Source organism: Levilactobacillus muriae (assembly GCF_045862015.1).
In the GTDB taxonomy this organism is placed as follows: domain Bacteria; phylum Bacillota; class Bacilli; order Lactobacillales; family Lactobacillaceae; genus Levilactobacillus; species Levilactobacillus muriae.
Window position 1 is genome coordinate 124,745 of record NZ_BAAFRU010000007.1, and the last position, 26,055, is coordinate 150,799.

The 26,055-nt window shown below is 50.7% G+C and carries 23 protein-coding genes and 1 CRISPR repeat array; all 23 genes read left to right on the plus strand.

Annotation, left to right across the window (positions count from 1 at the left end):
- Positions 1-12: 12 nt before the first annotated feature.
- Positions 13-1,047: a phosphate acyltransferase PlsX gene (plsX, locus tag ACKTSF_RS06590; protein WP_407887755.1), complete on the plus strand. Its 1,035-nt coding sequence runs from the start codon at positions 13-15 to the stop codon at positions 1,045-1,047.
- Positions 1,048-1,174: 127 nt separating this feature from the next.
- Positions 1,175-1,426, plus strand: coding sequence for an acyl carrier protein (gene acpP / locus ACKTSF_RS06595; protein WP_407887757.1), 252 nt, complete (start codon positions 1,175-1,177; stop codon positions 1,424-1,426).
- Between the two features lie 457 nt (positions 1,427-1,883).
- Positions 1,884-2,579, plus strand: coding sequence for a ribonuclease III (rnc, locus tag ACKTSF_RS06600; RefSeq protein ID WP_407887759.1), 696 nt, complete (start codon positions 1,884-1,886; stop codon positions 2,577-2,579).
- A 12-nt stretch (positions 2,580-2,591) separates the two neighbouring features.
- On the plus strand, positions 2,592-6,146 hold the full coding sequence (smc, locus tag ACKTSF_RS06605) for a chromosome segregation protein SMC (protein ID WP_407887761.1): 3,555 nt from the start codon (positions 2,592-2,594) through the stop codon (positions 6,144-6,146).
- Positions 6,146-7,723 (plus strand): signal recognition particle-docking protein FtsY, encoded by a 1,578-nt coding sequence (gene ftsY / locus ACKTSF_RS06610; RefSeq protein WP_407887763.1) that lies wholly within the window; start codon positions 6,146-6,148, stop codon positions 7,721-7,723. The genes smc and ftsY overlap by 1 nt, the downstream gene beginning before the upstream one ends.
- 271 nt (positions 7,724-7,994) lie before the next feature.
- Complete coding sequence (locus ACKTSF_RS06615) at positions 7,995-8,768, plus strand: hypothetical protein (protein WP_407887765.1); 774 nt, start codon at positions 7,995-7,997, stop codon at positions 8,766-8,768.
- Positions 8,769-8,928: 160 nt separating this feature from the next.
- Positions 8,929-9,270 carry a putative DNA-binding protein gene (locus ACKTSF_RS06620; protein WP_407887767.1) on the plus strand — a complete coding sequence of 114 codons (342 nt, stop codon included), beginning with the start codon at positions 8,929-8,931 and terminating at the stop codon, positions 9,268-9,270.
- A 19-nt stretch (positions 9,271-9,289) separates the two neighbouring features.
- Positions 9,290-10,753 carry a signal recognition particle protein gene (ffh, locus tag ACKTSF_RS06625; RefSeq protein WP_407887769.1) on the plus strand — a complete coding sequence of 488 codons (1,464 nt, stop codon included), beginning with the start codon at positions 9,290-9,292 and terminating at the stop codon, positions 10,751-10,753.
- Positions 10,754-11,057: 304 nt separating this feature from the next.
- Entirely contained in the window at positions 11,058-13,706 is a 2,649-nt protein-coding gene (locus ACKTSF_RS06630) for a cation-translocating P-type ATPase (protein WP_407887771.1), read from the plus strand.
- A 47-nt stretch (positions 13,707-13,753) separates the two neighbouring features.
- On the plus strand, positions 13,754-14,938 hold the full coding sequence (locus ACKTSF_RS06635; protein ID WP_407887773.1) for an ATP-binding protein: 1,185 nt from the start codon (positions 13,754-13,756) through the stop codon (positions 14,936-14,938).
- A 3-nt stretch (positions 14,939-14,941) separates the two neighbouring features.
- Positions 14,942-16,294: a vWA domain-containing protein gene (locus ACKTSF_RS06640; RefSeq protein ID WP_407887775.1), complete on the plus strand. Its 1,353-nt coding sequence runs from the start codon at positions 14,942-14,944 to the stop codon at positions 16,292-16,294.
- On the plus strand, positions 16,291-16,590 hold the full coding sequence (locus ACKTSF_RS06645) for a hypothetical protein (protein ID WP_407887776.1): 300 nt from the start codon (positions 16,291-16,293) through the stop codon (positions 16,588-16,590). Before ACKTSF_RS06640 ends, ACKTSF_RS06645 begins: the two co-directional genes overlap by 4 nt.
- Positions 16,591-16,677: 87 nt before the next feature.
- The gene (rpsP, locus tag ACKTSF_RS06650; protein ID WP_020088982.1) at positions 16,678-16,953 is read left to right on the plus strand and encodes a 30S ribosomal protein S16; all 276 of its coding nucleotides are present in this window, start codon (positions 16,678-16,680) and stop codon (positions 16,951-16,953) included.
- A 9-nt stretch (positions 16,954-16,962) separates the two neighbouring features.
- A complete protein-coding gene (locus ACKTSF_RS06655) occupies positions 16,963-17,223 on the plus strand; it encodes a KH domain-containing protein (protein WP_407887778.1) in 261 nt (86 codons plus the stop codon).
- Positions 17,224-17,935: 712 nt separating this feature from the next.
- Positions 17,936-18,454 carry a ribosome maturation factor RimM gene (gene rimM / locus ACKTSF_RS06660; protein ID WP_407887780.1) on the plus strand — a complete coding sequence of 173 codons (519 nt, stop codon included), beginning with the start codon at positions 17,936-17,938 and terminating at the stop codon, positions 18,452-18,454.
- Entirely contained in the window at positions 18,454-19,233 is a 780-nt protein-coding gene (trmD, locus tag ACKTSF_RS06665; protein ID WP_407887782.1) for a tRNA (guanosine(37)-N1)-methyltransferase TrmD, read from the plus strand. Before rimM ends, trmD begins: the two co-directional genes overlap by 1 nt.
- A 111-nt stretch (positions 19,234-19,344) precedes the next feature.
- Positions 19,345-19,701 (plus strand): 50S ribosomal protein L19, encoded by a 357-nt coding sequence (gene rplS, locus ACKTSF_RS06670; RefSeq protein WP_407887784.1) that lies wholly within the window; start codon positions 19,345-19,347, stop codon positions 19,699-19,701.
- Positions 19,702-20,452: 751 nt separating this feature from the next.
- Positions 20,453-20,914, plus strand: coding sequence for a type 1 glutamine amidotransferase family protein (locus tag ACKTSF_RS06675; protein ID WP_407887786.1), 462 nt, complete (start codon positions 20,453-20,455; stop codon positions 20,912-20,914).
- 193 nt (positions 20,915-21,107) lie between these two features.
- Complete coding sequence (locus tag ACKTSF_RS06680; RefSeq protein ID WP_407887788.1) at positions 21,108-21,584, plus strand: hypothetical protein; 477 nt, start codon at positions 21,108-21,110, stop codon at positions 21,582-21,584.
- A gap of 315 nt (positions 21,585-21,899) precedes the next feature.
- Positions 21,900-22,760 carry an ABC transporter ATP-binding protein gene (locus ACKTSF_RS06685; RefSeq protein WP_407887790.1) on the plus strand — a complete coding sequence of 287 codons (861 nt, stop codon included), beginning with the start codon at positions 21,900-21,902 and terminating at the stop codon, positions 22,758-22,760.
- A gap of 1 nt (position 22,761) precedes the next feature.
- On the plus strand, positions 22,762-23,637 hold the full coding sequence (locus tag ACKTSF_RS06690; protein WP_407887792.1) for an ABC transporter permease: 876 nt from the start codon (positions 22,762-22,764) through the stop codon (positions 23,635-23,637).
- Between the two features lie 19 nt (positions 23,638-23,656).
- A complete protein-coding gene (locus ACKTSF_RS06695) occupies positions 23,657-24,112 on the plus strand; it encodes a LytTR family DNA-binding domain-containing protein (protein WP_407887793.1) in 456 nt (151 codons plus the stop codon).
- Between the two features lie 12 nt (positions 24,113-24,124).
- Entirely contained in the window at positions 24,125-24,520 is a 396-nt protein-coding gene (locus ACKTSF_RS06700) for a DUF3021 domain-containing protein (RefSeq protein WP_407887795.1), read from the plus strand.
- A gap of 423 nt (positions 24,521-24,943) precedes the next feature.
- Positions 24,944-25,703: a CRISPR direct-repeat array (repeat unit 28 nt; unit sequence GTATTCCCCACAGGTGTGGGGGTGATCC).
- The last annotated feature ends 352 nt before the right edge of the window (positions 25,704-26,055 follow it).

Below are 26,055 nucleotides of genomic sequence, written 5' to 3' on the forward strand. Positions count from 1 at the left end.
AGGAGACGAATTATGAAAATTGCCGTTGACGCAATGGGTGGCGATTATGCCCCCGCTGAAATTATCAAAGGTGTCGAGTTAGCGCGAGATGCTTACAGTGACGTTGAATTTTTAGTATACGGACAGGAAGACCAAGTCAAGCCATTGATTCAGAATAGCACCCGTATCACGCTGGTGCCTGCCGCCGAGGTCATCACTATGGAGGACGAACCGGTGCGGGCTATTCGTCGGAAGAAACAGTCAAGTATTGTATTGGCTGCGAATGCCGTCAAGGACGGCGAGGCCGACGCCTTCTTCTCTGCCGGAAATTCCGGGGCTGTGTTGGCTGCTGGCTTACTGATCGTTGGCCGCATCAAGGGGATCGACCGGCCGGGATTGACCACGACGCTCCCTGTCTTACGCAAGCCAGATCAATCCAACTTTGTGATGCTGGATGTGGGCGCGAACGCTGATACCAAGCCATTTAACGTCGTCCAATACGCCGTGATGGGCCAGTACTACGCCCAATCGATCATGCACGTGAAGCAACCGCGCATTGGCCTGTTGAATAATGGAACTGAAGCCGACAAGGGTGACATGGCCCATCAGGCTATCTACCAAGCGCTGGCCGGCATCGACAGTCTTAACTTTATCGGAAACGTTGAATCACGGGAGCTTTTAAATGGCGCCGCAGATGTCGTTGTGACCGATGGGTTTACGGGAAATGCCACGCTGAAGGCCATTGAAGGGACTGCGCTGTCCATGCTGAAGCTCATCAAGGGTGAAATCATGAGTGGGGGTCTCGGTGGTAAGATTGGAGCCAGCATGTTGAAGCCGGTCTTCAAGAATGTGCAGAGCGCCATGGATTACTCCCAATATGGTGGGGCCGTTCTTCTGGGGTTGAAGGCGCCAGTTGTTAAGACTCACGGATCTAGCAAGGCACCAACCGTCAAGAACACGATCGGCCAGATTCGTGAATTGATCGAAACTAAGAGTGCCGACCAATTGGTTAGCTACTTTGCCGATCACACTGATGAGATGGCGGCCTTGAAGGAATCTCTGAAGTAGGCGTCAAAATGAGTGAATCAGCGGTCATTTCACACTAAAAATGAATTCGTGACCGATATTAATTTGCTAGACAAGGTCAGCCAAAACGGTTAGACTACTTATTGAATACTGTGAGCGAGGGATAGATATGACAAGAGCAGAAATTTTTGACAAAATTGCCGATATTATTGCCGATCGGTTTGAAACTGATCGGGACCAAATCAGCGAACAATTGAACTTCAAGAAGGACTTAGACGCCGATTCCATAGATTTTGTGGAATTTGTCTTGGAACTAGAAGATACGTTTAACGCGGAGATTTCCGACGAAGATGCCGAGAAATTGATGACCGTTGGCGAAGTGGTCGACTACATTACGGCCCACCAAACCGAAGATAAATAATGATTGAGCGAGTCCGGGCCGCATTTATTTGTCCCGGGCTTTTTCAATGAAAGAGTGTGGAAGAAGGCGGTTAGGTTCTGAGCATTAACGTCATTAGGTAGGAAATCCCGGGTCTGGATTTTTTGCCTAATGGGGTTAAGCGCAGGGAGCTGCCTTGTGGGGCACGTTTCAAAAAAAGAGTGTGGAAGAAGGCGGTTAGGTCCTGAGCATTAACGTCATTAAGCAGAAAATCCTGGGTCTGGATTTTTGCTTAATGGGGTTAAGCGCAGGGACCTGCCTTCTGGAACACGTTTCAGCCATCTGAAATCAAAGGCCGCCGAACCATTCCCGTCAGCCAGGAAGCACTAATGTCTGAGACTGATGAATGGCAATAAGAGTGCCCTATTACGTAGGACCAGTCTAAAACTAGAACCAAACACCGACCCAAAGAACCTAACAGAAATGAGGGAATTAGCACGTGATTGCTGGATTAAATCAAGAATTAAAAGATAACTTTGATATTCACTTTAAGGATCAATCCTTGCTAGATGAGGCGTTTACGCAGGCTTCTTACGTCAATGAACACCCCAATCAAGGACTTAAATTTTATGAACGTATCGAATTTCTGGGGGATGCAGTCATGCAGTTGGTCGTGTCCAACTACATTTTTCGGCGGTATCCGAACATGCCACAGGGACGGTTGACCCGATTACGGGCAGCTATGGTTAATGAACAGAGCTTTGCTAGTTTTGCGCGTGAGTGTCACTTTGACCAGTATATTCGGTTGGGTCGGGGTGAAGAGAAGGCGCAAGCCCGGCAACGTGACTCCCTGTTGTGCGATATTTTTGAGTCGTTTATCGGGGCGTTGTACATGGATCAAGGTCTGGACAAGGTCGTTGGGTTTGTGACGACGGTCGTTTTTCCAAAATTGGATGAGGGCCGTTTCGACGAATTCTTTGACCACAAGACGGAGTTACAGGAACTGGTTCAGAAGAACGGATCCGTTACCATCGACTATCGCTTGCTAGACGAAGAGGGTCCCGACAACGATCGGGCCTTTCAGGTTGCCGTGTACGTAGACGACCAGAAGCTGGGTGAGGGCCATGGCCACTCGAAGAAGCACGCTGAACAAAATGCGGCGCGTCACGCCCTGGAGAATTTGAAAACAGAGTAAGGATGACTAACGATGCGGTTAAAGACATTAGAGATTAGCGGGTTCAAGTCCTTTGCGGATAAGACCCGAATTGACTTTTTGCCGGGGATGACCGGCATCGTCGGTCCTAACGGTAGTGGGAAGAGTAATATTTCTGAAGCTGTACGGTGGGTTTTGGGGGAACAATCAGCGAAGAGCTTGCGGGGCAGTAAGATGCCCGACGTCATCTTTGCTGGATCCGCCGACCGTCACCCGCTGAATCGAGCGGCAGTGGCGATTACGCTGGATAACAGCGACCACTACTTGAAGAGCGACTACACGGAATTAACAATCAGCCGTATCCTATACCGGTCCGGTGAGAGTGACTATCAGATTAACGGACAGAACTGTCGGTTACGCGATATCACGGAGCTATTGATGGACTCGGGGATGGGACAAGACTCGTTCTCAATCATTTCACAGGGACGAGTTGAGGCGATTTTTAACAGTAAACCCGAGGATCGGCGCAATATCGTCGAAGAAGTCGCCGGTGTTTACAAGTACCGTAAGGACAAGGAAAGGGCCCAACGTGAGTTGGAAGAGACCATGACGTACCTGCACCGAGTTGAGGACATCGTGGCTGAGCTTGAGGGTCGCTTGGAGCCATTGGAAGAGCAGAGCAGCTTGGCTGAGGACTATCTGGATCAGCAGCAGAAATTCGCGCTGTTGGAAAAGACCCAGCTGGTTCGGCAACTCCATACGGAATTGGATCAGAAAGGGTCCACTGATGCGGCAGTCAAAGAAAAGCAGCAATTGGTTGCCGATCACCAGACCGCCGAACGTGATCAGACGACGACGGTTCAGCAACTCAAACAACGTCAAACGACACTATTAGCTAAGAAGGATGAGCTGCAAGCGAAGCTGGTTGCGGCCACTCGGCAGGTTGAACAGTGTCAGGGACAGGTCAATCTGTCCGGAGAACAGCAACGCCATCAGGACGAGCAACGGCAAGCGACCGCGGATCAACTGCAACAATTACGACGTGAAATAGCGTCGAATCAGGAACAGTTAGTTGCCACGGAAAAAGCGTTAACCGAGCTGACGACGGGCATGGCGACGGTCAAAGCTGAGATTCGTGAATTGACTAAGGCCACGGCGCCCAAGATGCTGAGTGATTTGCGTGATCAGTTGGAACAGTTGCGGACGGCTTATTTTGACCAGAAACAGCGTGTTGCCAATTGGCGCAATCAGCGGCAGTATATTCAACAGAATCAAGAGCGTTTACTTCAGCAAGGAGAACGGGTCGCCCGACAGTTAGCCGATTTGCAAGCGACCGAAAAGGCGGCTCAGGATAAGGTTGAAACGGCCACTGCGGCGGCAACGACGCACAAGTCCGAGCTTAACGCGGCGGAACAGGCGCTCGATACCGAGGCTGGGCAGTATCAGCAACAGCAGCAGACCTATCAGCAGTTGCAACACAACTGGCAGGCCGCCCTGGAAGTCTATCAACGTGCACAGACCAAGGCAGCGAGTCAACAGGCGGCTTCGGCCGAGTATGGCGGCTTCTACCAGGGTGTACGGGCTATCCTCAAGCAACGCCAGCAGTTTACCGGTCTCTTGGGAGCCGTCTCAGAGTTACTGGACGTGCCCGACCGTTACACGGCGGCTGTTGAGTACGCTTTGGGCGGTCAGCTTCAGCAGGTGGTCGTGGACAACGAGACGACGGCGAAATCCGCTGTCAGTTACCTGCGGCAACAACGGGCAGGGCGGGCCACTTTTCTGCCTTTGACGGCCATTCATGGGCGTCAGGTTGATCGAACAACGCGGCAAAATTTACAACAACTCGCTGGTTTTCTGGGAATTGGGAGCGATTTAGTCAAGATTGATGACCGGGCCACCGGTATTTTAGAGTACCTGTTGGGGACGACGATTTTTGCAGCCGACCTCGATGCGGCGGTAGCCATTAGCCAACAGATTCATCACCGTTATCGGGTGGTCAGTCTGGCCGGTGACGTGGTCAGCGCCAGTGGGGCCATTACCGGGGGGCAGGCACGACAGAACCACAGTAGCGTTCTCCGGCAACAACAGGACTTACAGCAGTTACAAGCTTCAATCGCCAAGATGAAGCCACAACTGCAGGAGCAGGAGGCCAAGATCAAGACGGCCAGAGCTGCTATGTTGGCGAGCGAACAGCGAAGTCAGACCCTGCAGGCAACAATCAATCGGTTACAACCACAGTGTCGCCAATTAGATGAGAATTTAGCCAGTGCCCAGACCGCACTGTCACAGGCTAGCCGGCAGGTCAAAGCGGCCCAGTTGGATATTGACCAGGCAAAAAATGCCGGTGATGATCAGCAGGATGCCCACTTGGCCGAGCAGATTCTGACCGGTGAGAAGCAGATTACGGCGACCGAGGCCCAGGTTCAGACCGTTCAGAAACAGATTGAGACGGTCACAGCCGAACAGACGACTAAGCAGGCACAACTTTCAGAAAAGCAGGCTTGGCAGGCTGGCGCCAAGGAACGCCAACAACAGCAACGCACGACTTGTGCAGATCTGAAGCACCGAATTGCGGCGGCCGAACAACAAATGACGACGCTGACCACTGATCTGAAACAGTTGGATCAACAAGAAGCGTTGACGCCGGCTGAAGCCAAGACGCAGTTGCAACGGGCTCAGGCCGATCGTGAAACCGTCGATCATGAACTGTCAGACAAGAACGAAGCGTTGACGACGGTCAATGACCAGTTGGCAACGGCTGAGGACGCGAATCAGCGGACTAGCGGGTTGCTGCAATTGGCTAACGATGACTTGCAACAGGCTCAGGTCAAGCAGACCCGCTTAGCCGCGCTCATTGATCAGCAACAGAATCAGCTTTCCGAGAAGTACCAGTTGAGTCTAGCTGGCGCGGAGAAGGCAGTTAGCGACCTGCCCGATACCGAGTTGGCCGTGCAGTTGAAGCTGTTGAAGCGGGGACTGGATGAGATTGGGACGGTCAACGTGAATGCCATCGCCGAGTACAAAGAGGTTCGTGAACGCTACGACTTTTTGACGCAACAACGCGATGACCTATTAACGGCACGTGATCAATTGACCACGAGCATGGACGAGCTTGATGGTCAGGTCAAACGGCGGTTTAAACAGAGCTTTGATCAGATCGCCGAAAAATTTGCGGCTACGTTCAAGCAGATGTTTGGTGGTGGTCAGGCCAAGTTGGTCTTGACCGACCCCCACGACCTGTTGACTACGGGAATCGATATTATGGCACAGCCACCGGGCAAGAAGTTCCAGAACATGGGACTACTTTCCGGGGGAGAACGGGCCTTGACGGCAATTACGCTATTATTCGCAATTTTACAGGTACAACCCGTACCATTCTGTATTTTGGATGAAGTGGAAGCGGCGCTGGATCCGGCCAATGTGACCCGGTTCGCCCGTTACATTCATCAGTTTCAAGATCAGACTCAGTTCATCGTGATCACCCACCGGCAAGAGACTATGGTCCAAGCCGACATTTTATACGGGGTGACGATGCAGGAGTCCGGCGTTTCCAAGATGGTCGCCGTAGATCTGGATAAACAAACCACGACGGAAGGGAAGCAAGCCTAATGGGATTATTTGATATTTTTCGACGCCGGGCCAAAAAAGAACCGGAGAGCCAAACACCAGAGTCAACGGCACCAGCTAGCAGTGTTGAAACGCCAGCCAGTGTTGCGGCCGCACCAACTAGTGAGGCGGTAACCGCCGAGTCGAGCAGTGCCGCTGAAAATCGTACTGCTAGCTCGGCAAGTGTCACCGCGGAAGCACCAGCGTCATCAGTAACACCGGACGAGATGCCTGTCGCCAGTAGTGCGGTCTCAGAACCGGAATCGGCAGAACCAGAATCGGCCGCTAGTGAAGCCACGCCTGCTCATGACGAACGCACTAGTGAAGGAGAGCCAACCAGTGACACTGCGGCCACTGACACGCCAATAATGCCAGACACTAAGGAAACTGAGGTGCCAGCGTCATCGATGGCGTCAGCTGAACAGTCTGTCACAACAGAACCTGTCCCTGAATCAGTTGGGGCATCTGCTTCTGAAGCGACGTCTGACCTGAAATCCACGGCGAGTGTTGCGGCTGAACCAGCGGCTACCGAGGATGTAGCCGCTGAGTCAGAGCCAGAGGCTAAAAGCGCGTCCGAGACTGCGGAACCAGCGCCAACTTCGCCTGAATCAGCTGACGACCAGCCCGTCAGCGATGAGCAACTCTACGATAAGGGGTTGGAGAAGACCCGGCTCACGTTTGGCGAACGAATGAACGCCTTGCTGGCGAACTTCCGGCACGTCGATGAGAGCTTCTTCGATGACTTGGAAGAAACGCTGATTGGTGCTGACGTCGGGTTCGACATGGCCGTGAAGCTCAGTGATGAGTTGCGCGACGAGGTTAAGCTCCAGAATGCCAAGAAGTCTTCCGATGTGCAGAACGTGGTCGTTGAGAAGCTGGTCGAGATTTATGATGCGGCTGGTAACGATGAAAGTACCGCACTGAACATGGCTAAGGAAGGCCCAACTGTGATCCTCTTTGTCGGCGTCAATGGGGTTGGGAAGACCACGACCATTGGCAAGATGGCTAACCGCTATCACCAGGCTGGCAAGAAGGTCCTGTTGGCTGCGGCTGACACCTTTAGAGCCGGTGCCACGGAACAACTCGATGTCTGGGCCAAACGCGCGGACGTTGACATCGTGACGGGCAAACCACAGTCGGACCCCGCCGCCGTCGTCTTTGATGCCGTGCGTAAAGCCAAAGAAGAGGATTATGATATTCTCTTCGTGGATACCGCCGGGCGTTTACAAAACAAGGTCAACTTGATGAATGAGTTAGCCAAGATGAAGCGAATCATCACCCGTGAAATTCCAACGGCACCCCACGAAGTTTTGTTGGTGCTGGACGCGACGACTGGTCAGAATGCGTTGACGCAGGCCAAGTTGTTCAAGGAATCCACAGATGTGACGGGAATCGTCCTGACCAAGTTGGACGGGACCGCCCGTGGGGGAATCGTGTTGGCCATTCGCAACGAACTCCACGTTCCCGTGAAGTTCATTGGGTTGGGTGAACAGATCTCGGACTTACGGCCATTTGATCCGAACGAGTTTGTTTATGGCTTGTTCAAGGGCCTGATCGACGTGAAAGTTTTGGGGAAATAAGAATAGCAAGAACTGTTAAATGAAAGCTGGATGATCTTGACCGTTGTACGGTTGTGGTCATCTGGTTTTTTTGCATTGGAGGATTATGGGTTTCTCAAATGATTAAGTTGTAACACTTAAGTAATGGTAATTTGATAGCGATTGACGGAGAATGAAAATGAATCACGTTTAAGGTAAAGTTAAGCTAAGCATTTTTGAGGCGATTTGTCAGTGAAAATAGTAAGCAAATTGTTCTCACGAGATAAACAGAGTGATCAGGGAGGAATTATTTATGAGAAAGTTTGTTCAAGCAATGCTAGTTCTAGGCGTAGGGGCTGGTGTCATTGGCATTGCGAATACCACCGCTTCTGCTAATAGTCAGTATTCAGCCAAGCGCTCTGGATCGGTTCGTTTAGTTTGGCGGACGAGTATGAAACGTCACGCATTCACGGCGACTCAAGGGGCACGGTATTCCCGACACTTAGGTGTTCGTTACAGTAATAATGATGTCACGCCAACGGTGACCTGGTATACGGATGCGCATGAAAAATTATATAAAAAGAATAAGGGCCACAATGCCATTTATTATCACGTCAAGAGTGCAGATGGGACGTTGCAAGGATGGATCTGGCGTGGCTATTTGAAGGCTTCTAACGGTGCAACGACTAGTTCGAAGACACAAACAGCGGCTGTCCCGGGTCCTAAAGAAAAACTTAGCGCTACCAACAAAGCAAAGTTTGTGGCAGCGCTGAAGCAACTATTCCCGGGAACCATTGCGGATCAGAGCCTTGAGCAGTATGCTAATGCTGCAGCTTGGCCTACAGATGCGGTTAACGGGGTTTACGTTGGACCTAATCAAACGGTTATTCAGTTACGGAATACCAAGTCCGATGCTCTGCCATTCTACTTCCAGGCGTATGAACCCATGTTGATTGCCGCAGGTTATCCTGCTTCTGTCCGTGAACATTACGCGGGCTGGCATATTGGCATTGACATCCATAACGACTGGGGCGATGAAGGTGCTAATCGTGGCGATGCACTGATTTACCTGGAGCCTGCTAAATAGTCTTTTTAAAATAATCAGCAATTTTTCTAGAAGTAATCTTCCATTTAGTGCGGAAATTACTTCTTTTTGCTGTTTAATGGTCGAGTAGCGCGAAAAAAATTGACGAAACCGCTAAAAATCGGTACTCTAGTAGAGTGTGACACGAACTGGAGGAGCAAGCATGGAGATTGAAAAAAACTACCGAATTAATTCCTTATTTGCGTTCTACCAGCCGTTGTTGACCGCAAAGCAGAATAATTATATGCAGCTGTATTACGGCGATGACTACTCCTTGGGTGAAATTGCTGAGGAATTTAATGTGAGTCGTCAGGCGGTCTATGACAACTTGCGGCGAACGGAAAAGATTCTCGAAGATTACGAGAGCAAGCTGCATCTTTATCAAGAATTTACGGCGCGTAACCAACAGGCTGATGAGATTCAAGCATACGTAGCGGGTCATTACCCCAAGGATGCGACCCTCAACCGGTTGGTAGCGGGACTTGAAAATCTAGAAGAACAATGAAAGTTAGGTGGCAATACGAATGGCGTTTGAAGGATTAACTGAACGACTGCAAAACGCAATGCGCAAACTTCGCGGGAAGGGGAAAGTCTCCGAAAGCGATTTGCGCGAAACAATGCGTGAGATTCGGCTAGCATTACTGGAAGCCGACGTCAACTTTACCGTGGTCAAGGACTTCGTAAAACAGGTTCGTGATCGGGCGATGGGTGCCGATGTGCTGGAAGGGTTGAACCCCGCTCAACAGATCGTCAAAATCGTTGATGAAGAATTAACGAAGACCATGGGGGAAGAAGCCGTTCCCCTAAATAAGTCTGACAAGATTCCAACAATCATCATGATGGTTGGGCTACAAGGGGCCGGGAAAACGACGACTGCCGGGAAATTAGCCCGGAAGCTGAAGGAAGAAGAAAATGCACGGCCCTTAATGATTGCGGCCGACGTTTATCGTCCAGCCGCTATCGAGCAGTTGGTTCAAGTCGCCCAAGGTATCGACGTGCCCGTCTTCCAACTCGGCACCGATGTCGACCCTGTTGAGATTGTACGTCAAGGGCTAGCTAAGGCGGATGAAGATCACAACGATTACATCATCATTGATACCGCTGGTCGTTTGCAAATTGACGAACAGCTCATGGATGAATTGGCCAAGATTAAAGCCTTGGCGCATCCCGATGAAATCTTACTGACGGTCGATGCCATGACTGGGCAAAACGCCGTAGCTACCGCCGAAGGGTTCAACGACAAGCTGGATGTGACTGGGGTCGTCCTGACCAAGTTAGATGGTGACACCCGTGGTGGGGCCGCACTTTCGATTCGAGCCGTGACTGGCAAACCAATCAAATTCATTGGTCAAGGTGAAAAGATGTCCGATTTGGACGTCTTCCATCCCGACCGGATGGCCTCACGGATTTTGGGTATGGGGGATATGCTTTCCCTGATTGAAAAGACCCAACATGAATATGACGAAAAGCAAGCCCAAGAGTTGACTGAAAAGATTCAGGAAAACGCGTTTGACTTTAACGACTTCCTGGATCAGATCGGACAGATTCAAAAGATGGGTCCCATGGATGAAATCATGAAGATGATTCCGGGGATGGCGAACAACCCTGCATTGAAGAATGCGCAGATGGACCCCAAGGATATGGAACATTTGAAGGCCGTTGTGTACTCCATGACGCCGCAAGAACGGACCAATCCGGACCTGTTGAATCCGTCTCGTCGGCGGCGAATCGCCGCTGGTGCCGGTCGTCCCATCCACGAAGTGAACCGGATGATCAAGCAGTTCAACCAGATGAAGAAAATGATGAATCAGGTTTCTAAAGGGAACATGTCTGGGATGGAACAAATGATGGGCGGCTCTGGTATGGGTGGCATGGGCGGTGGCGCCGGTATGGGCCGCATGCAGAAGATGGCCATGAACCGGATGTCCCGTCAGATGAAGAAGAATAAGAAGAAGCGTCTTAAGAGTAAGAAAAAACGTCGGAAGTAACGTAAGAGGTTCGGCTGGCGGAACTTTCAATTTGAAAGATGCAAAGGGGTAGACTCCAGGAAAGTTATCCGGTATACTATCTCTAAAGCAATTCATAAGGGAGTAACTAGCAGGAAACTCTGCGGCAATATCGTCAGCAAGAAGCCAATCCGGTATTGTCTTAAATAGTGAGACTTATGTGTGTTCACAAATTTTTGTGTGCATGCGTAGGCCTCATTTTTTTAGCCCCATTTAATGGTGACTGTTCATCATTAGCACGGGTTAAACAAGTGAGGTCGGCGCACACCATAGGAGGAAATGGCAAATGGCAAAAGCCCCAATTTACCAGCAACCCGTGTCTACTATTTACCAGTCGCTACAGACTGATGTGCAAGGCCTCAGCGTGACAACCGCGCAGGAGCGACTGGCGCAGAACGGCAAGAATGCCTTGAATCAACAGAAGACGACGTCACTTTTACAGAAATTCATGGCACAGTTCAAGGATTTTATGATTATCGTCCTGATGGTGGCGGCGCTGATCGCCGGATTGACCGGTGAAGTTGTCGATGCTGTAATTATCCTGATTGTGGTCGTGTTAAACGCCATCTTCGGGGTGTTCCAGGAAGCCAAGGCTGAGGAAGCCATCAATGCCTTAAAGGAAATGTCGGCGCCCAATGCCACCGTACGCCGCGACAACGTGGTTATGACCGTCAAGAGTGATGAGTTGGTGGTCGGTGACATCGTGTTACTGGAAGCCGGCGACATCATTCCCGCCGATCTGCGGTTGGTCGAGGTAGGCTCACTCAAGGTCGAGGAGTCCGCACTGACCGGGGAATCCGTGCCGGTTGAAAAACGCGATGGCGTGCTGATGGGCGATGACTTGCCAATCGGTGACCGGGCCAACATGGCGTTTATGAACAGTAATGTCACGTACGGTCGGGCCACTGGGGTCGTTGTCGCGACTGGGATGCAAACGGAAGTCGGCCGCATCGCCGGTATGATTGAAGCCACCGATGAGACCACCACGCCGCTACAGGCCAACCTGACGCAACTCGGCAAGTCGCTGACAATCCTTATCCTAGTGATTGCTGCAATCGTCTTTGCGATGGGGATGTGGCGACAGGCCGAGAGCTTGATCGACATGTTACTGACCGCAATCTCCTTAGCCGTTGCGGCGATTCCGGAAGGGTTGCCGGCCATCGTCACGATTACTCTGGCCTTGGGAACCCAACGAATGGCTAAGCGCCATGCTATCGTGCGTAAGTTGCCAGCCGTTGAGACGCTGGGTAGTACCGATATCATTGCCTCCGATAAGACCGGGACACTGACACAAAACAAGATGACCGTTGAAAAGGTTTACCAGGATTTAAAATTAGTCGATGCCCACAGCCTGAATTTCGACCGAGATAACCTGCTGGCACAGACCATGATTCTCAGTAACGACACTAAGATCACGGCTGAAGGCTTGGCCGGGGATCCTACCGAGACCGCGTTGGTTCAGTACCAAATGGACCGCAACTACCCAGTTGATCAGGTTCTAGCCGATCGGCCACGGGTAGCGGAGATTCCTTTCGATTCCGAACGGAAATTAATGTCAACCGTTCATCCCTTACCCGACAAGCGGTTCTTGATTGCCGTTAAAGGAGCACCAGACGAACTGTTGAAACGCGTGACACAGGTTGCTAAGAATGGTCAGGTGACGCCATTGACGACCGCCGACCGTGAGGCCATCCTGACGACGAACCACGAGATGGCCACACAAGCTTTGCGGGTTCTGGCGTTTGCCTATCGGCTCGTGGACGCCGTACCGACTAATATGACCAGTGAGACTGTTGAAAACGGCCTCGTCTTCGCCGGAATGGTGGGGATGATCGACCCTGAGCGGCCAGAAGTCGCACAGGCTGTGGCCGATGCCAAGTCGGCCGGGATTCGCCCGCTGATGATCACCGGGGACCACCGGGATACAGCGGCCGCGATTGCCACCCGTTTGGGTATTATCGAAGCCGGTGAGACCGATGCTGTGATTACTGGGGCCGAGCTGGATGCTATGGATGACACGACCTTTGCCAACAAGGTTAAGGATTATGCGGTTTATGCGCGGGTCGCGCCGGAGCACAAGGTTCGTATCGTGACGGCTTGGCAACGGCACGGCAAGGTCGTGGCGATGACCGGGGATGGTGTCAACGATGCCCCCGCTTTAAAGGCCGCCGATATTGGGATTGGGATGGGCATCACCGGGACCGAGGTCTCCAAGGGGGCTAGCGACATGGTTCTGGCCGATGATAACTTCTCCACAATTGTGGTTGCCGTTGAAGAGGGACGTAAGGTCTTTGCCAATATTCAAAAGGCCATTCAATACCTGCTGTCTGCTAACTTAGGGGAAGTCTTGACGCTGTTCATGATGACCATGTTGGGCTGGCAGATCCTGGCGCCGGTTCACATTCTCTGGATCAACTTGGTTACCGATACCTTACCAGCGATTGCGCTGGGAGTTGAGCCTATGGAACGAAACATGATGAAGCAGCCACCGCGGGGTCGAAAGTCTAACTTCTTCTCCGGTGGTGTGCTGGGCGGTATCCTTTATCAGGGACTGCTGGAAGGGGCCATCACGCTGTTTGTTTACTGGATGGCGATTACGTACCCCGTTCACGCCGCCACTAATTTAGCCCACGCCGATGCTTTGACCATGGCATTTGCCACGCTAGGTCTGATCCAACTATTCCACGCTTTTAATTCCAAGTCGATTCGCGGATCAATCTTCACAGTTGGCCTATTCCGGAATAAATTCTTCAACTGGGCTATCGTGATTGCCTTCGCATTATTGGCCATGACAATTCTGGTTCCCGGCTTAAACGACATGTTCCACGTTGCTCACCTGAACCTGTTCCAATGGGCCATTGTCTTGGGCGCCTCGTTCATGATGATCGTCATTGTGGAAATCGTTAAGTTCTTTCAGCGTCGCGTGGTAAAATAACGGTAATAGTTAGTTTGCGAAATGTGATCTGAAGGGGTGTGAAGGTAGTGGCCTTAACGTATCAAGCGTGTTTACAAGCAACCAACGTCGTCTTAGCGAGTGGGAACGTGCCCACCATCGTGGGTGAAGCCGGGATCGGGAAATCCGCGTTAGTCGCGGATTTGGCCCGCCAGCGCCACGCCAAGCTGTTTACGACGGTTGTCAGCCTGGTAGAAAAGGGTGATCTGGTGATTCCCGTACCTCCACTGACCAGTGATTCCTTTGTGCAGACTGAAAAATATGGGTCGTTAGCCGATGTGCAGTTCGGCTATTCTCACACCTTGGTCGCGATGATCCGTTACGCCGAAGCCCACCCGGACCAGGAAATTATCTGGTTTCTGGATGAATTCAACCGGGGAACGCAGGCGGTTCAAAGCGAGTTGATGAATCTCGTGCTCCAACGGCAGGTTAACACGTTAACGTTGCCGGAGCAGGTCCACCTCGTCTTGGCGGAGAATCCCGATGCGACCATGGCCGGGTTTGAGCAGAGCCATTACGGGGTGACACCCGGGGATGCGGCGATTGCCGACCGGACGACGCGTTTGGTCTTAACGGCAGACGCCACGACTTGGCTGGACTGGGCGACTCAGACGCGTGAAGGGCACCCGTGGATTCACCCACTTGTCACGACCTATTTGGCGGAAAATCCCGCCGACCTGCATGTGGTTGCCACGACGAGTGCCACGGCGGACGACGATCTTCAACCGACGCCCCGTGCCTGGGAGCGGGTCTCACAAGCCTTACACGAATTAGAACAGCAACGACTCCTGAGTCAAACGGCGGTCGTGGCGGCCATCATGCAAGGAAACTTGGGGATGACGGTCGGCACGGCCTTTGCCGGTTACGTTCAGGAACAGCGCCCAGGATTGACCGTAGACCAAGCCTACACGACGCCTGATGCCGTGGCTATTTTTAAAGACTTGGCTCCCGCACAGCAGCAACAGATTTTGCGGCTGTGTTTGACAGAGAGTGCCGCAGACTGGCCCCTGACAGCGGACAGTACGGCTCAGCGATTCAGTGAGCTGCTGACCGCCTGTCCCGCCGATGGTCAGTTTGCAATTGCTCAGCAGATGGCGGATGAATCGGATCTCTTGGAACAGTTGGCAGCCGGGACGGGGACCACGCCCGGCGTGGCGCAACTGTACCAGCAGTTAACGGCGATTGGCCAGCGTGGTAGTCAGATCGAGGTGTAGGCGATGACCAGCTTAACACAGGATTTAAAACGGTTAGCCACGGCACCGGCCGCTGACCAGCTACCGCGCACCCAAGAGCTCTACCGCAATGCGGTCATGGCCCTGCTGCAGACGGACCCCTTTTACGGCCACGTGCTCAGTCAATTGACACTGGCGGTCGGACAGGGTCGTACGCCACTGGAGCTCCGGCCAACAGCAACGGATTGGCAGTTACGGCTGAATCCGGCGGCCATTGCTAAACAGCACTGGACGGGACCTCAGTGGCTAACGATGCTGCGCCATACGGTGCTCCACTTGCTCTGGCAGCACCCACAACGGTACGCGGAGGCGTTGCAGACGCCGACACAGGCTGGACTAGTCCGTTGGGCGACCGATGCTGCTGTCAACGATTATTTGACCGACTTGCCGGATCAGGCGATTACCAGTCAAAAGTTACAACAGTTGATCGGCCAACCGGTCTTGCGACAGCAGGATTCGGCCGTTTATTTTCAACAATTACGGCAGTGGCGAGCCAAACAACACGCCTCGTCACAATCCAAACCAGCCGGTGGACCAGCGCATCCGGGAAACGAGGCGGCGAGGTTAACTGCGGCCGAAGGCGCCGAGCCGACTGATTTGGATGGCCACACAACCTGGGGCGAAGCTGACGCCACCGCGGCGGCTAACCGTGAGCAGTGGCGTCAGCAGCTCTTTCAACACACGGCGGATACGCTAACGGCTAAACAACGGGGAACCCTCCCTGGTGCCGTTCAGGCGGCGTTGACGCCCACGATTGTCGAACATCCTCTGGACTGGCGGGTCTTGCTGAAACGCGGACTGGGCCAGGTACCAGCGGATCGCCAACCGGCATTTGGCCGGTTCAACCGGCGGCAACCGGCCCGCATGGAATTGCCCGGGCAGATCGTGAATACCTGGCAGAAGGTTTCGGTCTTCGTCGATGAGTCGGGGTCAATGGGCAATCACGAAATTAGCTACCTGCTGGGACAGATGGCCGCGTTATTGGCCGTTTATCCTGCGCAGGTGACCGTTTATCCCTTTGATACGGTTGTGGATCCCGACAAACGTTTTGACTTGCAGCGGCGTCCTCAGCGCCTTACACGGACGGGCGGCGGTGGCACGCGATTTCAAGCGGTCTTCGATGCCTTGCCACGACTCCTTCAGGGGGCGAGTGGTCAGCTTGTCATTATTTTGACGGATGGCTACGGTGAACGTCATCTGAAGCAGACACTGCCGGTTCCGATAATCTGGCTGCTGACGAGTCCCATCTCGGCGTTCTCGGTCGTGTCGGCTCCTGGAACCGTGGTGAGTCTGACGACGGATCCGCAGTGGCAGACAATAAGGAGGGGAGATTCGTGACCCAACAGATGTTAACGGCGGCCGAATTAAGGTCGCTGATCAAACAAACGGCCCCGTATCGCAACGCTCATGCTATCTTGGCTGATGAGTGGGGCGCACGGGCTCAGGAGAATCCGCTGTTTCAGGCACCGATCACCGTGGCCGATCTCCAGTTTGCCAAGGATTTACAGGAAACTGGGGTTAGTTCGGTGAAATTAGATTTTGACGATTATGGGGCCGTTCAGCAGTGGATTGCCGCGAATCAACAGTATTTAACCCCGAACGATCGGGCCTGGTTACAGCGACCTTTCGATTAATTTCGAGGTGTAAAGAAAAAACCCTTTACATCATATCCATAAACTGGTATATTATTACACGTTGAAAGAAATACAGGAGGTGTCTACATGTCAGTTAAGATTCGTTTAAAGCGGATGGGTTCTAAGAAGCGCCCATTCTACCGGATTGTGGTTGCCGACTCACGGAGTCCTCGTGATGGTCGTTTCATCGAACAAGTTGGAACGTACAATCCAGTTACCCAACCAGCTTCAATTACGTTGAAGGAAGAATCTATCATGAACTGGTTGAACAATGGTGCTCAACCTTCAGATACGGTTAAGACTTTACTCTCCAACGCTGGTATCATGAAGCAATACCACGAAGCTAAATACACTAAAAAGTAGTGATTAGCCATGACCGATTTTAAGGCATTAATTCTAGCAATTGTTAGCCCACTCGTGGAACATCCTGAAGCCTTGGTGGTGACACTACAGGAGACGGATCGTTTTTACGAATATCGGTTAACCGTTCATCCGGACGATATCGGTCGGGTGATCGGTAAACAAGGCCGCGTGGCGCAGGCGATTCGTACGATCGTCTATAGCGTTCGCGTTCAAGGTAATAAACGGGTACGACTCATCATTGATGACCGCCCGGCAAAGACTCTCGAGTGAGGCGGCAACGTTTCCTCGAGTTTTTTTGTACGCCAATCTTAAAATAATTACGCGGCAAGATTGCGGTTAGCAGCGCCTTACCAGGCAACTGTTCGCCTGTGGCTGCCAGAGATTCTGCCTGCTGTGGGGACCGCCGAAAGCCATAGGGCGGTCTTTCGGCTCGATTTGGAGCCGTGAAAAATCGCACGTCTCCAAATGCGTCCCGTGGTGTTGACTGAAAAAACCAGCCAGCACCACCACCACGGCTGGCGCCATCTCTGGTCTCCTCCGGCCAAGGTAGTCGCGCTAATACGACGGCTAGTTTGGCATAAATGGGTAGGAAGCGTCGCCAATAGTGGTAGAATACCACTGCGATAGTCTGCGCTTTTATTGTGGATTGGTTATGTTGACCATTAAATTTAAACAATTTCTAAATTGAATAAACATAAACAGTTAAAAGTGGTTAAATCAATGTTAGCCGTGAGGGTGGTGAAAATAAACTCAGCCGTGGGAATTCTCTTAGCGACTTGTCGCTTAGAGAATTGGTGACTTTGAAACTCGGTTCTCAGAGGTTCAAAGCAAGTTTTGAGACCGTTCTGTGGCTCGGAACGTCCGCCAACCGCGTCCCAGTTTATTTTCACCAACCGGTAAGGCGAACGGGTGTAACCAGATAGCTGATTTAGAGAACACTGCATATAAAATAATCATTTAAAAAATTAGGGAGGCCAATTAGATGGCATATTACACAGTCGGGACCATCGTGAACACGCACGGTATCAAGGGTGAGGTCCGCGTTATGGCAATCACCGATTTTCCTGAGAGTCGTTTCGCGGTGGGGTCTACGCTCTACGCTTTTCAGAAGGGCCAGTCCAAGCCCGTTCAGTTGACGATTGCTTCCGAACGGCCCCATAAGAACTTCTACTTATTAAGTTTTGAGGGCAAACCCTCAATCAACGATGTCGAGATTTACAAGCAAAGCACGTTGAAGGTAACGGATGATCAATTACAACACGACCAGCTACAACCGGGCGAATACTACTACCACCAAATCGTGGGCTTAGACGTCGTCACGGTTGATGGCGAAGAGTTGGGTACGATTAAGGAAATTCTGTCGCCAGGAGCCAATGACGTTTGGGTCGTTGACCGTCCTGGGAAGGATGACCTGTTACTGCCGAAGATCGACCAAGTCATTAAGCATGTTGACTTGGATCAACACCAAGTCACGGTTGAACTAATGGAGGGACTCGAGTAATGCGCATCGATGTGTTAAGTCTATTTCCGGATATGTTTTCCGGGCCAATGCACGACTCGATTGTCGGCAAGGCGATTGAAAATGGGCATTTAACCATGCCGGTCACTAATTTCCGAGATTACTCGACCAATAAACATGGTAATGTTGACGACTACCCCTTTGGTGGGGGAGCCGGCATGTTACTCCAGCCACAGCCAATCTTCGATGCCGTTAAGGCTACGGAAGAACAGGCAGCAGCAGAGGGCTTGCCTAAGGGCCGGGTGATTCTGATGGATCCAGCCGGCGTGACGTTTAATCAACACGTGGCCGAGGAATTTGCCCACGAGGAGCACTTAACCTTCCTGTGTGGCCATTATGAGGGCTATGACGAGCGTATTCGCTCACTCGTGACGGATGAGGTCTCCCTGGGGGACTTCGTACTGACGGGTGGCGAATTGGCGTCTATGGTGATGATCGATGCCACGGTACGACTACTCCCTGGCGTCCTTGGAAATGAGGAATCTGCCCCTGGAGATTCGTTCTCATCAGGCTTACTGGAGTATCCGCAATACACGCGGCCAGCTGATTTTCGTGGCATGAAGGTGCCCGATGTCTTGATTAGTGGTAATCACGGAAGGATTGACGAGTGGCGGCAAAAAGAAGCTCTGCGACGGACGTACACGCGTCGACCAGATATGATCGACCACAGTAAGTTGACCAAGGAGCAGAAGCATTTGCTGGCCGACGTCCGGATCGAAGAGGAAGAACGGCAGGCTGCTGAACAGGAGTCAAGAAAATAACCTTTACAGGCATTTCGAGATATGATACACTTACTTTTGGCTGTTTAGCCACAGAAACAACATTCCGCTGTCGAGACTGAGAATGAATGTTGGCGAAAGGATAGAATTGATATGCGCCAAAATACTTTAATTGCAAAGATCAACCAAGAACAATTACGGGACGATGTTCCAGACTTCCGTGCCGGAGATACTGTACGGATTCATGCTCGTATCGTTGAAGGTACCCGCGAACGTATCCAATTGTTCGAAGGTGTCGTAATCAAGCGTAAGGGTGCTGGCATCCAAGCAACTTACACTGTACGTAAGATCAGTAACGGTGTCGGTGTGGAACGGATCTTCCCATTACACTCCCCACGTGTTGCTAAGATTGACGTTATTCGTCAAGGTCGTGTACGTCGTGCTAAGCTGTACTACCTCCGTGAACTTAACGGTAAGGCAGCGCGGATCCCAGAACGCCGTCGCAACTAGTTACAACTCAGAATACCAATCACTTCGGTGGTTGGTATTTTTTGTTTCGGGAAAGGCCGCAAACGCGTATGGTGTTGCGCGACCGGTATTTGTGGTATATTAAGGCCATAGCAAAAGCCGATGCTTACACACCGGCCTTGCAAGCCGCTTTAGGAGCGGAGACAGTTCTGACAAATGGGTCGCCCTAACTCGTCAAAGTTGAAGGGGCGGCTTTTTTATTTTCGATCGTTGTGGCGATCGATAAGAATCATTAGTGTTGCAAATGCCAACATTAACGATAGCGCTTCAAAAACACTCACGGGTCGTGAAAACTTTCTTCGGAATTTTCCATCATCCTCACCTCGAAAGGAAAAGACAGCCCCTGCACGTAAAATCTCTTGCCTGACTAGTGTAACAAGAGTACGGGCATTCTCTAGGTGAGACGTCTTACAAATATAATTATCCATTCAGCGGTGTACGCGCTAAGTTGATTCTGGCGGGTACGCTTTTTAAATGCCGTTTTCGACGGTTCATTGGGCGTAAACAGGTGCTGGTTCCGAATCAGAGTATACTCTTTATTTACTTGATTAAAAGAAAATGATATTCTGAGAATAATATAATAAAAGAAGGTGCCAGTCATGAAACACTTTTTAGTCATGCTATATCCCGGCTTTTGTAACTTTGAAATCTCAGCACTAACTGAAATTCTGGCCTTTCAGAATGATTGGGAAATGACGACAGTAGGTGCAGAGCATATACGGGGGAAGATTCTATGGAAGTTCTGGCACAGAAGAATTTCTCACAGGTTGATCTGTTGGACTATGATTTGTTGATTCTCCCGGTAATTGACGATTACCGCGTACCGTTAAGGGATGCCCGTAACGCAGCATTCCTAGCACAACTGAAGACAGCGGACAAACGACCAATTATTGCTGCTATGTCGAGTTCACCAATCCTTTTAGCGAAGGCGGGACTTTTAGAAGATACCAAATTTACCGGTGGAATATTTGAAGAAACGTACGAGAAGAATCCGTTTATTCCAAAACAAAACTTAGTCCGTCAGCCGGTCGTTTCCGACAATGGTGTTGTTTCGTTCAGCTTTCAATTTTTTCGCGAGTTTGCGATTATAGCAGCACGTGTGTGTGGAATTAAAGTCGGAGATAACTTTTTGGAGCCCGGCCACGCGGACCATTCGTATACAGCTGAGGAGCTGACTTATCATTTTGAAGGATAGGGTTGTAACGCGTCAACGATGATTAGAGTGGGTGTGTAAAAGTGCAGGATGAAGTTGGTTAACAGCGCTTCTCAGTTTTCTATAGCTTCATGATGTTGTGAATAGCATTGAGACTTACGCAATCATTTTACAAATCAATAATGTAATCTAATTAAACGACGATATTTCAGTGTCTGGGGAAGTGGGACAATCTATGACAATTTGGCACTATCTATTAACACTACTAAAAGGCGCGTTAATCATGCTGATTCTGTTGGCCTTGAATCTGGAACGAACGCAGACGGGCTGGACGATTCCCATCACCTCTTTCACATCGTGGGTGTTCCTGAGTTGGTTGATCTGCTACCCGGTATTGCGAAATAAATATCAGAGCCTTTATAGTAAAAATAGTGGGCAATTTGAAAGTTATAAACATCGGGCACTGACTTTGCATCATGGAGATAAGCGCAATAGCCACGTGAAGCGACGGTGGACAACTAATGGAGTGGACGTCAATCCCTTGGAATACGCGACAAGAGGCACCCAGAGTACTGATGGAATTTTCAATGCAATTCTGGTTTTTGCCGAACATTTATGGGCAACTTTTTTGCTGATTCTATTCGGACCTTTGCTAGCTGTGCTGGTGGTAGTGATGAAGCTGGTATCGTGGTTGCAGCTACGTGGTCGCTAATTGTAAATTTGTTCCCTAAAAGGTAGCGAACACATTTGATGTTGCTCAGCCTGTGTAACAAGAGTACGGGCATTCTCTAGGTGAGACGTCTTACAAATATAATTATCCATTCAGCGGTGTACGCGCTAAGTTGATTCTGGCGGGTACGCTTTTTAAGTGCCGTCATCGCGTCCCGGTTGGGGTGATATTATCCAGATAGCACGAATTTTAGCAGTCACTGGCGACCACTTACTCCGCAAATTCTGCCACTCATCCTGAATCTTGTGACGATTTGGCAAATTCAGCGTAGTCTCACAGTTATAGGAGATGAGCGAGATGTTATTAGAAGCCAAGCAGTTGACCAAGACTTATGGGGATCACGTGGCGGTCAATGGATTAAATTTACAAATTAAGCAGGGCAGTTTTACGGCGTTACTGGGCCCCAACGGTGCGGGGAAATCGACTACCATGAATATGTTGATTGGGTTGCTGACGCCAACAGCTGGGAAGGTGATCTATCAGGCCCGGACTAAGGTGGGCGTCGTTTTTCAAAGTAGTGTTTTGGATGGTGCGTTAACGGTTCAAGAAAATTTACAGATTCGGGCGAAACAATATCACCACGTTGCGCGTGACAAGGTAGCGGTGGTTAGCCAGCAGTTGGGACTGACCGAATTTATCAAGCAACGTTACGAGACGCTGTCGGGAGGCCAGAAGCGCCGGGTAGATATCGCGCGAGCGCTGCTGAATGATCCGGATATTTTATTCTTGGACGAACCCACGACCGGGCTGGACATTCAGACGCGCACGGCAATTTGGACGCTTCTGCGGCACTTGCAGGCTGAGCGGCAATTGACCGTTGTGTTGACGACCCACTATCTGGATGAAGCTGATTCGGCGGACTGTGTTTACATCGTGGACCACGGTCAGCTCATTGCGTCCGGAACCGCGGCGGAAATCAAAGCGACATACGCCGCGGATGTGCTCCGGCTACAGGCCCAGAACATCCCGCAGTTGCGAGAAAAAATTAATTTGGCTCCGATTGCCGTGACTAAAAATCAGCTAACATTTCAGGTGGGCACGGCCCAAGACGCACTGGCTATTTTGCTAGCGAATCGTGCGCTGATTACGGACTTTGAGTTTCGACCGGGAACAATGGATGATGCCTTCTTAGCTTTGACGGGAAAGGGGATGCGCTAAAATGTTGGCAATGATTAAGCGGAACTTACTGTTGTATTTCCGAAACTGGAGTGGCGTGTTCTTTTCTCTAATGGGAGCACTCATCTCATTTGTGTTGTATATCGTGTTTTTGAAGCAAAACATGTTGGCGAGCTGGGAACACGTGCCACACGCAACGACCCTATTAGATACCTGGCTGATTGGGGGAACACTTGCGATTACGGGCATTACGACAACGCTAAGTAGTTTGGCTCAGCAAACGATTGATCGGGAACGACATGTCGATCAGGATCTCCAGTTAACGGATGCAGGACCACAACGCTTGCAACTGAGCTATTTGGTTAGTGCGGCATTGATTGGGGTACTCATGCAAGTCGCGATGTTTGCCATCATGCTGGGCTACTTCCACGTGACTGACAATCTGTCTGTGACTTGGATGCAAACGATCGACGTCTGCTCGCTGATGATTAGCAGTTCGTTATTGGCAACGGTCATCAACGCACTCATTATCCAGCACGTGCATTCGGTGACAAATTTAAGTAAATTGGGGAGCATCGTCGGAACGGCCGCAGGATTCTTAGTGGGTACCTACGTTCCGATTGGGACGTTGCCAACCTCTGCGCAATTACTGGTAAAGGCGATACCGGGAAGTTATGTTGCGGCGCTGTACCGCCAATATTTAATGGATGATCACCTGACGACCATTTTTAAGGGCAATCCAGGTGGCAGAAGTCACTTTGAAAAATTCATGGGGATCCGCTTGGAATGGTCGACATTGTTGAGTCAGAGCACGACATACCATATAATGGGAGTAATCTTTATCTGTGCGCTAGTCGTGGTGCTGGTCCCGCTTTGGTCAAAGGCACGGCAACACCGGCGACTCGTGCGTGAACGGTAAATAAAACGGGGGGATCGGCGTGCATCAACGATTTGAACAGCATTCGGAAATTCCATCAACGGATCCGTTGGTGATTATCCAAGCGGCTGATCAGGCTGGTCAGGTGACGGCTTTGCAGGATTATCTGGATCATTTTCAGGTGCGACAGCCAGGAATTATTCCTATCAAAACGCCAGATCGACTCGTGATGGTGAAGACCACCACTATTATTTTAGCTGAGGTACAAGCGGCGACGCTCATGGTCTTTACGGCAGATGGGGTCGTGGAGACCCGGGAGACCTTACGCCACTTGGTTGAACGGTTGGCTAGTCCTGACTTTGTTCAGGTGTCAAAGCATAGCGTTTTAAACTTAGATCACTTGGTATCGCTGGAGGATAGTTTTTCGGGCAATATGACGGCGGCGCTAACGAATCAGCTCAAGACGGCGGTCAGTCGAAAATACGTGAAGCTGTTGATGCAGCGATTAGGAATCTAGGAGGTGATCAGGGTGAATAAGGGGTTGCGTTATGCCATGCGTGGCGCTGGTTATGGGGCTGTCGCCTATCTTGTCATGATGGCGATTAAACCGAGCTATGCCGCGACCGGTCTACCGGCAATTGGTAGTTTGTTAGTGATGAGTGCCGCGATTGGCTTAATCAGTATGATTTTTGACTCAGAGCGGCTGAATTTTCTCGGCGCGTTAAGCATTCACTTTGTGGGAACGTTGCTCTTAGTTGTTGGCCGGCAGGTGTATGTCAGCGGGGAGCAATTCCCAATCGTTGGCTTTCTAGTGTCGTACGTGCTCATTTATGTGGGCGTCTGGGCCGTCGTGGCGCTGAATCAGCATTTACGGGTGGCCGAGATCAATCGGGCAATTGTGAGAAGAAATAAAAATAAAGCTTGACGAACGTTGAATTATCGTGTATAGTTGTTTCTAGAGTTTAAGAGATGCTAATAAAGAGATTCAGAGAAATTGCTTAGCAAGCCGGAGTTTCTTAGATTTGAAAGTCGTCCGCCCATTCGTAGGAATGGCGGGCGACTTTTTTGTCGTTTGAGTTCTGTATAGGGGAGCAACGATGATTTTCTGGTACTGATAACATGACTTGTACTAATCTTACTACTGTGCGTTTCGCTAGGCCTCTGGTGGTAAGGCTACTTTTAAAATTTGTAGTGTAAGATCACTTTCAGAATTAAAGTTGGCTATCGGTTTCGAGGTATTGCTTATCGATTGTCAATTGCGGACTCCTGAGGTATGCTGAAGAAGCAAACTAAAGGAAAACGGCACTTTATGAAAAATAGAATGCCGGTGTAACAGCGTTTGTTTAGTGTATTCCCCACAGGTGTGGGGGTGATCCTTACAACCGGGGACCTTTTTCAGCCCAAGTAAAGTATTCCCCACAGGTGTGGGGGTGATCCTCAACCATTGACCAGAGTGAACTCCACCAATTAGTATTCCCCACAGGTGTGGGGGTGATCCTAAGATGTGTCCGACCAAGGATACTTCGGCATGGTATTCCCCACAGGTGTGGGGGTGATCCTGTTTTGGATGGCCTTCTGATGCTTGGAGATGTGTATTCCCCACAGGTGTGGGGGTGATCCTCTTACCGTCAGTAAACGAAATCTCACCGTCAAGTATTCCCCACAGGTGTGGGGGTGATCCTAAGCACCGTGGTTCGTACTGGCAGATCAAGGGGTATTCCCCACAGGTGTGGGGGTGATCCTAACGTTTGCATCTGCTTTGGAGTTAACGGAAAGTATTCCCCACAGGTGTGGGGGTGATCCTTAATTCGCTGAACATCGTATTCAACCATGAGCGTATTCCCCACAGGTGTGGGGGTGATCCTAACACTGGCCGAGCGTACGAATTGACGTACATGTATTCCCCACAGGTGTGGGGGTGATCCTATCAATTCTCGTCTTAAAAATTCTAAATTCTGGTATTCCCCACAGGTGTGGGGGTGATCCCAGTCCAATTGTTGTTGGACATTTGGAGACATCGTATTCCCCACAGGTGTGGGGGTGATCCCTGACGGGTACTCATGCGCAGCTGGTAGCTCTAGTATTCCCCACAGGTGTGGGAGTGATACTATCTACGGTTTTATCAGTATTGTTCTTGACATGTATTCCCCACAGGTGTGGGAATACCCACATTTACATTTTTTAGACTTATTTCTTGCATTACCTGCCGAATCCCGTATAGTTAGAGATGAAAGAAAGTGAGAGCCGGCATAGCGGCTCCCACAAGTTCGCATCTTCAGGTGCGGTAAAGTGGTGAGGCTACTTCTTAATTGAAGTGGCCTCTTTATATATCTGGTAGTATTTTCTGCAGGTGTGGAGGGAATCCCAATTAGAGTCAAAGTAAGATGGCGAGAAATGCCTTTTAACACTTGAGCCCCTTAACGTAAAGTTGGGGGGCTTTTGTATATTTTTTAGCATGAT